This window comes from Mesorhizobium waimense (assembly GCF_003601975.1).
GTDB lineage: Bacteria > Pseudomonadota > Alphaproteobacteria > Rhizobiales > Rhizobiaceae > Mesorhizobium > Mesorhizobium waimense.
Genome location: NZ_QZWZ01000040.1, coordinates 19117 through 31694 on the forward strand (window position 1 = coordinate 19117; position 12578 = coordinate 31694).

The window sequence follows — 12578 nt, forward strand, 5'->3', positions numbered from 1 at the left end:
TCGACTTCACCTTCAAGCAGTGGAATGTGCTATCTGATGCTCATGGAAACAGCTACCGCGTCCGACCCGTTTGTCGCTTCTTTGCCGGTTTTCGCAAAGTTCGAAAGCGTTGCCGATATCGATAACTATCGGCCTCTCCCCGATGGCTGGGCGCTTGCCACCGCCGACATCGTCGGCTCGACCAAGGCGATCGAGGCTGGGCGCTATAAAACCGTCAATATGGCCGGCGCCAGTGTCATTTCGGCGCTGCTCAATGCGCTGGGTCGGCAAGATCTTCCCTTTGTCTTCGGCGGCGACGGCGCGCTCGTGGCGTTTCCCGACTCGGCGCTGGAGATCGCCCGCAATGCGCTGGCGGCTGTCCAGAGATGGGTGGCGGACGAGTTGGACCTGACCTTGCGTGCCGCAATCGTGCCGATAGAGGACGTAAGAGCGCAAGGCCTCGACGTTCGCGTGGCGAGATTCCAGGCCTCCGAAGCGGTTTTCTATGCCATGTTCGCCGGCGGCGGCGGCAGTTGGGCGGAAGCCCAGATGAAAGCGGGGCGCTACCGCATCGATCCTGCGCCGGCCGGCGCGCGGCCGGATCTGACCGGCCTCTCCTGCCGCTGGAACCCGATCGAAGCCCGGCATGGCGAAATCGTCTCGATCATAGCCATACCGGGGGTGTCGCGCGACTTGCGCGGTTTTCAGTTTCTGGCTTCCGACATCATCGCCCTTGCCGGCAGGCAGGAACGCGATGGCCACCCGGTGCCGGTGGACGGGCCGGGCTACAGTTTTCTGCCCGCCGGCCTCGATGTCGAGGCGCGGGCCGTGGCACCGCCAGGATGGCGGTGGCGGTCGAAGCTGTGGATAGTGTTCCTGATGACGCTTACCGCCGTTACGGATAGATATGGCTGGACAATCGGCGGTTTCGATCCGAAGCTCTACAAACGCGACGTGGCCGGCAATTCGGATTTCCGGAAGTTCGACGACGGCTTGAAAATGACCATCGACGTTGACGCGGATGTGTTGCAACGGATCGAGAACCGGCTGAAACAGGCGGAAGAGGCGGGTATCTGCAGCTATGGCCTGCACCGCCAGAAATCGGCCTTGATGACATGCCTCGTCGCCTCGCCGTTGCAGCGCGATCACGTTCATTTCATCGATGGTGCGGCCGGCGGCTATGCGTTGGCTGCCGCAAGCCTGAAGGCGAAGGTGCCGGTCTGACGACGGCTTGCGGAAATCTATTTTCCGCAATATGCCTCGGCCATGGGAGCGGACAGCCTGTCCGAATTGACGGGAAAGCAGATTTTTGGACGCCTCACGATCGACATATGACCCTCTTCTGAACCGGATTTCGGCGCGCGCCGCGCAAGTCGGCGTGATCGGACTGGGCTATGTCGGGTTGCCGCTGGCGGTTGCGATCGCACGCGCCGGCTTCCCGGTTTCCGGCTTCGATATCGAAGCCCAGAAGGTCGAGAGCCTGAACAACGGCCAATCCTACATTGAGGCGGTGACGTCGACAGCCCTCGCCGGCCAGGTGGCGAGCGGACGGTTCCGCGCTACTGCGGATTTTGCCGAACTGGCCGTCTGCGATGTCATCATCATCTGCGTTCCGACACCGCTGACGAAAAACCGTGAGCCGGACCTCTCCTTTGTCAGGAACACGGCAGGCACCATCGCAAAGCATCTGCGTCGCGGCCAGCTGATCGTGCTGGAATCGACCACCTATCCCGGCACCACCGACGACGTGATCAAGCCCATACTGGAAGAAACCGGCTTGCGCTCGAAGATAGACTTCTTCCTCGGCTTCTCGCCCGAACGCGAGGATCCCGGCAACCGCAGCTTTGAAGTCGCGACGATCCCCAAGGTCGTGGCAGGCGACGGCACTGAAGCGGCGACGCTCGTGCAGGCTTTCTACCAGGGCGTGGTCAAGACCGTCGTCCCGGTTTCCAGCACGGCGACCGCCGAGGCCGTCAAGCTGACGGAAAACATCTTCCGCTCGGTCAACATAGCCCTCGTCAACGAGTTGAAGGTCGTGCTCGGGGCGATGGGCATCGACATTTGGGAGGTGATCGAGGCGGCAAAGAGCAAGCCCTTCGGCTACATGGCTTTCTATCCTGGCCCCGGACTTGGCGGGCACTGCGTTCCGATCGATCCCTTCTACCTGACGTGGAAGGCGCGCGAATACGAACTGCCGACCCGCTTCATCGAGCTGGCGGCAGAGATCAACACGGCCATGCCGCGTCATGTGGTCGATGAACTGGCGAAGGCGCTGGACCGGCGCTGCGGCAAGGCGCTCAGCCGCTCGCGCATTCTCATCATCGGGCTCGCCTATAAGAAGAATGTGCCCGACATCCGCGAAAGCCCCTCATTGCGGCTCATCGAACTCATCGAGGAGTGGGGCGGCAAGGCGGAATTCCACGACCCGCATGTTACCGAGATCCCGACCACACGGGAGCATATGGCGATCAAGGGGCGTCGCTCGGTCGAATTGACCGAGGCGGCCTTGAGGGATTTCGATGCTGTCGTCGTTGCAACCGACCACGACGCGATCGACTATCAGGCGATCGCTGATCACGCTCTTCTGATCGTCGACACACGCAATGTTTTTGGCCGCCTCGGGCTAGCCCGAGAGACGGTGGTGAAGGCCTGACTGCGTCTGAGCTGGTGAATTTTGCCCGATGTCAGGATGGTGGTTGCACTCCGCCGGCAGCCTCGCCACATATGTGCCCCAGGAGATAGATGCAGTTACGCCTGCTCCTTGCCTGCAAGGACAGTCATTCGGGAAATTCTTCGCCGGCTTTTGCCGCCGAAGCCGGCTTCATTGACTTCGAGGGTGTGGCGGATCAAAGGAGATGGCTCGTCTTCGACGGGTTTCGAGATAGCATGAGCACAGCGCAAGTAGAAATTTCCACGATTCTCATGGATAAGGTTGCCGATTGGCTGACCCAATCGGCGCTGGCCGGCAACGACCTGGAAACATTGGTAAAAGGCTTTTGTGAACGGCTGGCTGCTGCCGGCCTGCCACTGAAGCGGGTGCATCTGAGCTTTTCGATGCTTCATCCGCTTTATGACGCGCTTGGCTTCACCTGGCTTCGCGGCCAGGGCATGGAAATGGAAGGCTTCCGCAGTGAGAACGGCGTTCATTCTGACAGATTCCTGACCAGCCCATACTACCATCTGCTCACCAACAAGCTCGACCATCTGCGGCGCCGGTTGAACGCGTCGGTGCCGTCGGAGTTTCCTGTTTTCGATGAACTCAGGCTTATGGGCGTCACCGATTACATGGCTTTCGTCCATCCCTTCAGCGGCAACACCAGTCAGGGCATGCTAGGGTCCTGGTCCACCGACAGTGCTGCAGGCTTCAGCGACAGCATGATTTCGGCGCTGCTGCGCATCCAGAACCATCTCGCTATCGCAACCAAGATGGCGGTACTCACCAAGCTCGCCGACAACATGATGACCACTTATCTCGGCGGCGACGCCGGCAGGCGCGTGCTCGACGGCCAGATCAAGCGCGGCGAGGGTGATACAATCCGGGCCGCGCTGGTCATGGGCGATATGCGCGGGTCGTCAAGACTTGCCGAAACCTCCGGCCGCGAAATCTATATCGATACGCTGAACCAGTTTTTCGACGCCGTTGCCGCCCCTTTCAATCGCAAAGGCGGGCAGATCATGAGTTTCATAGGGGATGGCTTCATTGCCGTCTACCCTTGCGAAAGGCACCGCTCGCAGTCCGAGATCGCCTGCCAGGCTGCTCTTGCGGCAGCGCACAAGGCCACCGCGCGCATGATTGATCTCAATCTGCGCAGAAAGGAGCAGGGGTTGGGCGACATAAAATTTGGTATCGGCCTGCATGTCGGCAATGTGATGTTCGGCAATGTCGGGCTTACCGACCGGCTCACATTCTCTGTCTTCGGCTCGGCTGTAAACGAGGTCCAGCGCCTCCAGACCCTGACCAAGAAATATCCGCACAGCGTTCTCGCCAGCAAAGACTTTGCAAGCTATTGCGGCGCCAACAGCTGGCTGACGCTCGGCATGGAGGAACTGGCGGGCATCAAGCAGAAGCTGACGGTGCTTTCACCCGATCTGTCGGGTGCCCTCGCACCCGATGAAGACGGTGCGCTGCAGCCGATTTACGACCGAATATCGGACGCCGAGCAGGTCATGCTGCTTCATCGCGATGCCGCGCGGCTGTCGGCGGGCGACCCGAGGAAGCTCCAGTAACCGCCACGATCTGATCCGAACGCCTTTGGTGTGTAGTCCGGTCGCCGGTTCCGCCGGGGAATTCGTTTCGAATCCAAGTTGCTCTAGGCTGGCAATGCGCTAGTCTCGCTTTCTGGGCCTGCCGCCCGGCAGGCGGCAAGAGTGGGCTGGCGTGAGAATGAATTCGGGCGTTGATCTGCTGCGGATCGAGGATGTTGGCATCTCTTTTGCCATTATCGGGGGACCGTTGCATGCCGTCAGGCGGGCAAATCTTCGCGTCCTGCCCGGCAAGGTTACCGCGCTTGTGGGCGAGTCCGGTTCCGGAAAATCGGTTCTCAGCCAGGCAGTGATGGGCATTTTGCCGAAGACAGCCCATGTTCGCGGCCGTATCCTGTTTTCCGATCCTGAAAAGCCCGGCACGACGCAGGATATCCTGCAGATGCCGCGTGACGGACCCGAAATCCGGGCGTTGAGAGGCAGCCGCATCGGCAAGATCTTTCAGGAGCCGATGACATCGCTGTCGCCGCTGCACACGATCGGCAACCAGGTCAGCGAATCCCTGCAGATTCATACGCCCATGGCCCGGGCGGAGCGCAAGGCGCGGACCGAGGAAATGCTCGGCCTTGTCGGCTTTCCCAATCCCAAGCGCGCCTATGACATGTATCCCTTTGAACTTTCGGGAGGATTGCGTCAACGCGCCATGATCGCCATGGCGCTTATCTGCCGGCCCGCCCTGCTGATCGCCGACGAGCCGACGACGGCGTTGGACGTCACCATCCAGGCGCAAATCCTGCAATTGCTGCGCGGGCTTCAGACCAAGCTGAACATGGCGATGCTGCTGATCACTCACGACCTCGGCGTGGTCGCCAATGTCGCCGACGAGGTGGTGGTCATCTACCATGGCGAGATCATGGAAGCGGGACCTGTCGAAGCGATATTCCGCCGGCCGGGTCACTCTTACCTGAAGGGCCTGATGGCAGCCGTTCCGCATTTCGACCTGAAGCCTGGCGAAAGGCTAAAGGCGCTCCGCGAGGTGCCGGTGAATGTCGAGAACCTGCTCGGCAAGCAGACGGCGCCGGCATCGAAGGGGCCGGACGACATCCTGTTGTCGGTCAGAGATCTGAAAAAGACCTTCACCACTCGCAAGTCCGGATGGTTCGGCGGGGGTCATCAAACCTCTGTTCGCGCCGTGGACGGCGTGAGCTTCGATATCAGGCGGGGTGAGTGCCTGGGTCTGGTCGGCGAAAGCGGCTGCGGTAAAACCACCGTCAGCAAGATCCTCATGCGGGCTGTCACCCCTAGCGGCGGCTCTGTGATCTTCAACGGCCGCGATGCACCGATCGACGTCTTGGAAGCCGAGGGAGACGCCCTGCGCATGCTGCGCGCGAAAATCCAGATGGTCTTCCAGGATCCGGTTTCGTCGCTTTCACCTCGCATGACGGTAGAGAACATCTTGAGCGAGCCGCTGGAAATCCATCAACGTGGCAATGCCGCGTCCCGACTCGCCACGGTCAAGAGCCTGATGCAGGCAATCGGGCTTGATCCACGCTTCATCAAGCGCTATCCGCACAGTTTCTCCGGCGGGCAGCGTCAGCGTATCGGCATCGCGCGTGCGTTGGCGCTGGGGCCTGAACTCCTGATCTGCGACGAGCCGGTTTCGGCGCTCGATGTCTCTGTCCAAGCGCAGATCCTGAACCTTCTGAAGGACCTGCAGAAGGAACTGGGCCTGACCTATCTGTTCATATCCCACAATTTGGCGGTGGTGGACTACATGGCAGACCGCATCGCGGTGATGTGCGGCGGGCGTATCGTCGAGCTTGCGCCGCGCGAAATTCTGCTTAGGAAACCGATCCACCCCTACACGCGCTCATTAGTCGCCGCAGTACCTTTCCCCGATCTCGACAGGCCGATGGATTTCAAGACGCTGAAGCTCAGCGGCGCTTCCGATACCAGCGCATGGGGACCGCAATTCCGCGACGAGGGCGACGAGGATATGCTGTCGCCGCTCGATCTTGGCGGCGGCCACCTCGTGCTGGCCCGACGTTCGGCCGATGTCAGCGAGCTACGCCATTGATCAGCCGGCGCACCGTCCTTGGCCTCATGGCTTCGGCATTTCTGCCAGGCACGTTGCGCGCCGACGATCTGGAGCCGGAATTTCTTCAGCCGCAGCTGAAGGCCGGGGCTCTGCCGGCACTCACTGAGCGCCTGCCCAAGAGCCCGCGGGCGTTGAATCTCGCTGCCATGGGCCGGCAGCCCGGCCAGTATGGCGGCACGCTGCGTACGATCATCGGCAGCCAGAAAGATATCCGGATGATGACGATCTACGGGTATTCTCGCCTAGTCGGCTATGACGAAAAGCTTAACATGCAACCCGACATTCTCGAAAGTTTCGACGTAGCGGATGATCGCGTCTTCACGTTCAAGATACGGGAAGGGCATAAATGGTCTGACGGCAGCCTGCTGACGCCGGAGGATTTTCGCTATTGCTGGGAAGATGTCTGGCTGAACGATGAGCTTTCGCAAGGCGGGCTCGCCCCGGCCCTGCTGGCGGACGGCAGGCCGCCACGCTTCGAGATCGTCGATCCGTTGACGGTCCGCTATAGCTGGGATGCGCCCAATCCCGACTTCCTGCCCAAGCTTGCTGCTGCTTCGCCGCTACCGCTTGTTCTGCCGGCCGCCTATCTCAAGCAGTTCCACAAGAAATACCAGGATCCATTCCGGCTCTCCGGCCTAATGAAGGAGAACCGGGTCGAGAAATGGACGCTCCTGCATATCCGCATGTCGCGGCAGTATCGCCCGGAGAACCCGTTTCTGCCGACGCTCGATCCCTGGCAGAACCGGACCAAGCCGCCGGCTGAGCAGTTCGTCTTCGAGCGCAACCCGTTCTTTCATCGAATAGACGAGAATGGCCGGCAACTGCCCTATGTTGACCGGATTGTCATGAATGTCAGTTCGTCGGCGATCATTTCCGCCAAGACCGGTGCGGGCGAGAGCGACCTGCAATGCATGGGAATTGACTTCAGCGACTACTCCTTCCTGAAGGATGCGGAGAAGCGCTACCCGGTGAAGATGCATCTGTGGAAACGCACACAGGGTTCGCGGCTGGCGCTGCTACCCAATCTCAATTGTGCCGACCAGGTGTGGCGTGGCCTTTTGCGTGACGTGCGCGTGCGCCGCGCACTTTCGCTCGCTGTGGACAGGCGCGAGATCAATATGGCTGTGTTCTACGGATTGGCGCAGGAAAGTGCCGATACGGTCCTGCCGGAGAGCCCGCTCTACCGGCCGGAATTCGCGAAAGCCTGGGTCGCGCATGATCCAGACCAGGCCAACGCCCTGCTCGACGAGGCCGGGCTTCAGACGCGTGACGATGACGGTCTGCGGATACTTCCCGATGGACGCCCGGCGCAGATCATCGTGGAAACGGCCGGCGAAAGCACGCTGGAAACCGACGCGCTCGAACTCATCACCGATCACTGGCGCAAGATCGGCATCGCCCTGTTCATCCGGACTTCGCAGCGCGACATCTTCCGCAGTCGCGCGCTTGGCGGCCAGATCATGATGTCGATGTGGTCGGGCATCGACAATGGCGTGGCGACCGCCGACATGAACCCGAGCCAGCTGGCCCCCACCATCGACGACCAGCTGCAATGGCCGCTCTGGGGTGCTCATTACTTGTCGCATGGCAAGATGGGTGAGGCGCCCGATCTTCCGCCCGTGGTCGAGTTGATGGCTTTACTCAAGCGCTGGAACGCATCGACTGAAGCCACTGAGCGCGCCGAAATCTGGAATTCGATGCTGTCGATCTACACCGATCAGGTGTTTTCGATCGGCACGGTGAACGGAACGCATCAGCCGGTCCTGGCGTCCTCGCGGCTGCGCAATCTGCCTGACAAGGCGCTCTACGGCTTCGACCCGACTGCCTATTTCGGTGTCTACATGCCGGATACATTCTGGCTTGGAGAGTCCTGAGCGTGCTTCGATATATTGTCTGGCGCATCGCCGTTATGGTTCCAACGCTGCTGGTCATATCGGCGCTGGTGTTCACGATCATCGAACTTCCCCCAGGCGACTATTTCGACAGCTATGTTGCCGAGCTTCGGGCTCAGGGCGAACCAGCGGATTCCGATCGCATCGAGATGATGCGCAAGGAGTATGGTTTCGACAAGCCACCGATCATTCGCTACTTCTACTGGGTCGGCGGGATGCTGCGCGGCGATTTCGGCTATTCCTTCGAATATGAGCTGCCGGTTCGCGACGTCGTCGGGGACCGAATGTGGCTGACCGTGCTGGTTTCCTTCGTCACGATCATCTTCACATGGCTCATCGCCTTTCCGATCGGCATATACTCCGCAACGCGTCAATACAGCTGGGGCGACTACGGCCTGACTTTCTTAGGCCTTCTCGGCCTTGCCATTCCGAACTTCATGCTGGCGCTGATCCTGATGTATTTCGCCAACATCTGGTTCGGCACGTCCATCGGCCATCTCATGGACCAGCAGTATCTCAGCGAGCCGATGAGCTGGGCCAAGGCGAAGTCGATCCTCGCCCATCTCTGGATCCCGGTCCTGATCATCGGTACCGGGGGCACGGCAAGCATGGTCCGGCGGCTGCGCGCCAATCTGCTCGATGAGCTACACAAGCAATATGTCGTGACCGCGCGCGCCAAAGGCCTCCATCCCTTCAAGGCGCTGGTCAAATATCCGCTGCGCATGGCGCTCAATTTCTTCATTTCCGACATCGGCTCTATCCTGCCGGCCATCATCTCCGGCGCCGAAATCACGGCGATCGTGCTGTCTTTGGAAACGACCGGGCCGATGCTGATCAAGGCGTTGCAAAGCCAGGACATGTATCTGGCAGGGTCGTTCCTGATGTTCCTCGCCTTCCTGACGGTCATCGGTGTCCTGATTTCCGACCTGGCGCTGGCGCTGCTTGATCCACGAATTCGTTTGCAGGGCGGCAGCACCAAATGAACACGAATTCGCCGCTGCCCGCTCCGGGTGCTCCACTGCAACACTACATTTCCAGCGCGCCCTTCGACCTGCAGTCGGTCGAGACGATGACGCCAGAGCAGTCGAAAGTCTATCAGGCGTCGCAGTTGCGGCTGATGTGGTGGAAATTCCGCAAGCACCGGCTTGCCCTTATATCCGGCATATTCCTGGCAGCGCTTTATTTCGGGATACTGATCTGCGAGTTCCTGGCGCCCTACAATCTGCACACGCGCAACATGGACTACATCTATTCGCCGCCGCAGCGGGTGCACCTGTTCCACGACGGCCAGTTCGTCGGGCCGTTCGTCTATGGCCGCCAGATGACGCTGGACATGGACACGCTCAAGCGAAACTACATCGAGAACCAGGATGACGTTCAGCGGCTCCGTTTCTTCTGCAAGGCCGACAGTTACCGGTTCTGGGGCCTGATCGACGGTGACAGGCATTTTGTCTGCCCTGCCGAAAACGGCCAGCTCTTTCTGGCCGGCACCGACAGGCTGGGGCGCGATGTGCTCTCGCGCATCATCTATGGCGCACGCATTTCACTGACGATCGGCCTCGTCGGCATCAGTTTCAGCTTCCTGCTCGGCATCGTCATCGGCGGACTGGCCGGTTACCACGGCGGTATCTTCGACCTCATCGTTCAACGGATAATCGAAGTTCTGCAATCGATTCCCAGCATTCCGCTATGGCTGGCTCTGGCGGCGATCATGCCGATAACCTGGAGTCCGATCCTGATCTATTTCGGCATCACCGTCATCCTCGGGCTACTCGACTGGACCGGACTGGCGCGGGCCGTGCGCTCAAAGCTTCTGGCCTTGCGCGAGGAGGACTACGTTCTGGCCGCGCAATTGATGGGCGCCAGGAGCAGCCGCATCATCGGGCGGCACCTCATTCCCGGCTTCATGTCGCATCTGATCGCGACGGCGACGATCTCCATTCCCGGCATGATCCTGGGCGAGACGGCGCTGAGCTTCCTCGGGCTCGGCCTGAGGGCGCCAATAACCAGCTGGGGCATCCTGCTCACCGAGGCGCGCAGCGTCAGCGTGATCGCGTTCTATCCATGGCTGCTTTTGCCGATGCTTCCCGTCATTCTCGTCATCATGGCGTTCAACTTCCTCGGCGACGGCTTGCGGGACGCCGCAGACCCCTACAAGTGAGATCGCTATTTGCCGCGCGCCCTGCCGCCGACTCCACCCGGTATGATCCTTTTCGGCGGCCTGTTCGGTTATTGCAGTGCTCATCGTTCGCTTCTATATGCGGCAAGACTCGATCGGGGTTCAAAACGTCGCCCTCGGATTCCGCCGCGAAATGCTCTGGTCGGGGCATCGCCGATCTCGTGGACTGGTTCAGGACGTACAATCGCATATGAGTCGCCTCGACAGTTTCATCCGCAGAATGACCGCACAGCGCGACATTCTCGATCATGTCTGCGCCGAGGTGGCGAAGATGGAGGGGCCCGTGGTCGAGCTCGGCCTCGGCAATGGCCGGACGTTCCACCATCTGCGCGAGCGCCTGCCCGGACGCCGGATCGTGGCGTTCGACCGCGCACTTGCCGCACACGCCAGCTCAATTCCCGAAGCTGGAAACCTCGTGCTCGGCGAAATACGCGAGACGGCGAGCAGGTTCATTGGCATCGACGCCGCTCTTGTTCATGCCGACATCGGCACCGGCTATGAAGATCGCGATGCAGTGACCTCTACCTGGCTTCCCGATCTGATCGCGCGCCTGCTTCGCGTCGGCGGCATCGCGGTCAGCGGCACGCCGCTCGATCACCCGCAGTTGCAACGCCTCGCGCCGCCGCCTTCGGTGCCCGCCGATCGTTATTTTATCTCCAGGCGCGTGTGAGCGGCCGAGACGACCCCAATCTTCAGGGCCAAATCGTCAGGGAATCGTATAGACTGCTATCTCCCGCTCAATGCCGCGCAGCGAGACCTCGTGGGGCACGGGCGTCAGCGCGTTCCTGTGCAACAGATCGGCGGTGAGATTGTCGTCGACCACCGCACGAGTGGCGAAGATCGCCTGTGCGTTGGCAAGGTTCTGGACCCGCGAAGCAATGTTGACCGTCTGGCCGAAATAGTCCTGCCGCTCGTTCATGGACACGGCGATGCAGGGGCCGGCATGGACTCCGATCTTGAGCAGCAGATCCTCGCGCCCGCTTTTGTCATTGAGCGCACGCATGGCATCGCGCATCCTGAGGGCCGCAGCAATCGCACGATCAGGCGTCGCGAAGGTCGCCATCACCGCATCACCGATCGTCTTCACCACCGCGCCTGCCTCCGCCGCGACGATCTCGTGCAGAACCTGGAAATGCTCACGCACGAGATCGAAGGCTGAAAGGTCGCCCACCCGCTCGTAAAGCGCGGTCGATCCGCGCAGGTCGGTGAACAGGAAGGTCAGGCTGGTGATCTTCAGGCGCTGGTTGATGTCGAGCGTATCCGTGCGATAGAGATCGCGGAACGTCTGGTTGGTGAGCAGGCGCTTGGCGGTCAGGAAGGGACGGCGCTTGCCCAGGAAATCATGCAATGCATGGCCGGTGATGAAGACCGTCGGCAGCGCGCGGGTGTCGGTCCTGTTTTCCAGCGAAATGCGCAACGGGCCGGGTTGCATCTCCAGCGTCTGGTTCTGGACATGGTCGCGGTCGAAGACCAGAGAGAGGCTTCGGCGCTCCTTTGTTGGTTCGCCCTTGCCGTCGATGAACTGCGCTGAATGCGTGACCGGCTCGAAGACGATGACGAATTCGGACGGAAGCTGTATCTGCAGAACCGCCTTTTCACCGGGCGCAAGCTCGATATCCTCCAGCGAGAACGCTTCCATCTTTTTCGCGAAATCCTCTTCCGGCAGATCGACGCCGGACGCCCAGTAGATCTGGCGGAAATATTCCACCAACGGCAGTTCGTGCGGATTGTGGGCGGCAATCCTGCGCACGCGGGGACTGACGGTGAATGTCACCTCGACCATCTCGTCGAGGGTCGGCGGATAGCCCTCGGAGCACAGCGCGCAGGTGTATTCGTCCTTCTGCAGGGTTTTCAGCGTGGCGTTGGTGTCGAGCACGCCGCCACAGCCGGGGCACAGAACATTCCAGGAAATGTCGAAGATGCCCACTCGCGCCGCATGGAGAAAGGCGCTGATGGCGCGTTCCTCGTCGAGGCCATGCTTGCTGGCGAAGGCCGGCACATTGATGCGGCAAAGTTCGCGGTCCATGCCCTCCGCGATGGTTCGCTTGATCGCGTCGATTGCCTGCGGATCGACATCGGTCGATTGCCGCAGAAGCGAGAACAGATCCTGAGCTTCGGTCATCGTGCAGGCTCCGGAAAATGCGCGCCCCGAGACGGGTTGGCCGGACCGATCTTCGGCCGAGCGCTCCATCTTACGTCGAAACGGACGGTACGGCCATTCGAATGG

The 12578-nt window shown here is 60.7% G+C and carries 10 protein-coding genes; 8 read left to right on the top strand and 2 right to left on the bottom strand.

All coding sequences use genetic code 11. The features are described 5' to 3' along the window. Positions 1–24 precede the first annotated feature (24 nt). Together D3227_RS31480 and D3227_RS31485 are read left to right on the top strand one after the other, a co-directional pair. Positions 25–1203: a DUF3095 domain-containing protein gene (locus D3227_RS31480; RefSeq protein WP_120018090.1), complete on the top strand. Its 1179-nt coding sequence runs from the start codon at positions 25–27 to the stop codon at positions 1201–1203. A gap of 85 nt (positions 1204–1288) precedes the next feature. Next, on the top strand, positions 1289–2632 hold the full coding sequence (locus tag D3227_RS31485) for a nucleotide sugar dehydrogenase (RefSeq protein WP_120018091.1): 1344 nt from the start codon (positions 1289–1291) through the stop codon (positions 2630–2632). Positions 2633–2727: 95 nt separating this feature from the next. On the opposite strand, the gene D3227_RS43100 is transcribed toward D3227_RS31485, so the two are convergent. Further along, positions 2728–3126: a hypothetical protein gene (locus tag D3227_RS43100; protein WP_245451953.1), complete on the bottom strand. Its 399-nt coding sequence runs from the start codon at positions 3124–3126 to the stop codon at positions 2728–2730. On the opposite strand from D3227_RS43100, the gene D3227_RS31490 reads away from it, so the two are divergent. The 6 genes from D3227_RS31490 to D3227_RS31515 all read left to right on the top strand — a co-directional run bounded on the left by D3227_RS31490 (position 3094) and on the right by D3227_RS31515 (position 11021). Then, entirely contained in the window at positions 3094–4206 is a 1113-nt protein-coding gene (locus D3227_RS31490) for an adenylate/guanylate cyclase domain-containing protein (RefSeq protein WP_245451954.1), read from the top strand. The genes D3227_RS43100 and D3227_RS31490 overlap by 33 nt on opposite strands. A gap of 157 nt (positions 4207–4363) precedes the next feature. Beyond that, positions 4364–6259, top strand: coding sequence for an ABC transporter ATP-binding protein (locus tag D3227_RS31495; protein WP_120018092.1), 1896 nt, complete (start codon positions 4364–4366; stop codon positions 6257–6259). Then, positions 6256–8154, top strand: coding sequence for an ABC transporter substrate-binding protein (locus D3227_RS31500; protein WP_120018093.1), 1899 nt, complete (start codon positions 6256–6258; stop codon positions 8152–8154). The genes D3227_RS31495 and D3227_RS31500 overlap by 4 nt, the downstream gene beginning before the upstream one ends. Positions 8155–8156: 2 nt before the next feature. Beyond that, positions 8157–9155, top strand: a complete 999-nt coding sequence (locus D3227_RS31505; protein ID WP_120018094.1) for an ABC transporter permease — start codon at positions 8157–8159, stop codon at positions 9153–9155. Next, the gene (locus D3227_RS31510) at positions 9152–10333 is read left to right on the top strand and encodes an ABC transporter permease (RefSeq protein ID WP_120018095.1); all 1182 of its coding nucleotides are present in this window, start codon (positions 9152–9154) and stop codon (positions 10331–10333) included. Before D3227_RS31505 ends, D3227_RS31510 begins: the two co-directional genes overlap by 4 nt. 208 nt (positions 10334–10541) lie before the next feature. Then, a complete protein-coding gene (locus tag D3227_RS31515) occupies positions 10542–11021 on the top strand; it encodes a class I SAM-dependent methyltransferase (protein WP_120018096.1) in 480 nt (159 codons plus the stop codon). A 36-nt stretch (positions 11022–11057) separates the two neighbouring features. On the opposite strand, the gene D3227_RS31520 is transcribed toward D3227_RS31515, so the two are convergent. Beyond that, entirely contained in the window at positions 11058–12473 is a 1416-nt protein-coding gene (locus D3227_RS31520) for an adenylate/guanylate cyclase domain-containing protein (RefSeq protein ID WP_120018110.1), read from the bottom strand. Positions 12474–12578: the final 105 nt, after the last annotated feature.

Coding starts and splice junctions, on each gene's coding strand:
- D3227_RS31510 (WP_120018095.1), top strand. CDS start 9,152: ATGAACACGAATTCGCCGCTGCCCGCTCCGGGTGCTCCACTGCAACAC.
- D3227_RS31495 (WP_120018092.1), top strand. CDS start 4,364: ATGAATTCGGGCGTTGATCTGCTGCGGATCGAGGATGTTGGCATCTCT.
- D3227_RS31520 (WP_120018110.1), bottom strand. CDS start 12,473: ATGACCGAAGCTCAGGATCTGTTCTCGCTTCTGCGGCAATCGACCGAT.
- D3227_RS31490 (WP_245451954.1), top strand. CDS start 3,094: ATGGAAGGCTTCCGCAGTGAGAACGGCGTTCATTCTGACAGATTCCTG.
- D3227_RS31480 (WP_120018090.1), top strand. CDS start 25: ATGTGCTATCTGATGCTCATGGAAACAGCTACCGCGTCCGACCCGTTT.
- D3227_RS43100 (WP_245451953.1), bottom strand. CDS start 3,126: ATGAACGCCGTTCTCACTGCGGAAGCCTTCCATTTCCATGCCCTGGCC.
- D3227_RS31515 (WP_120018096.1), top strand. CDS start 10,542: ATGAGTCGCCTCGACAGTTTCATCCGCAGAATGACCGCACAGCGCGAC.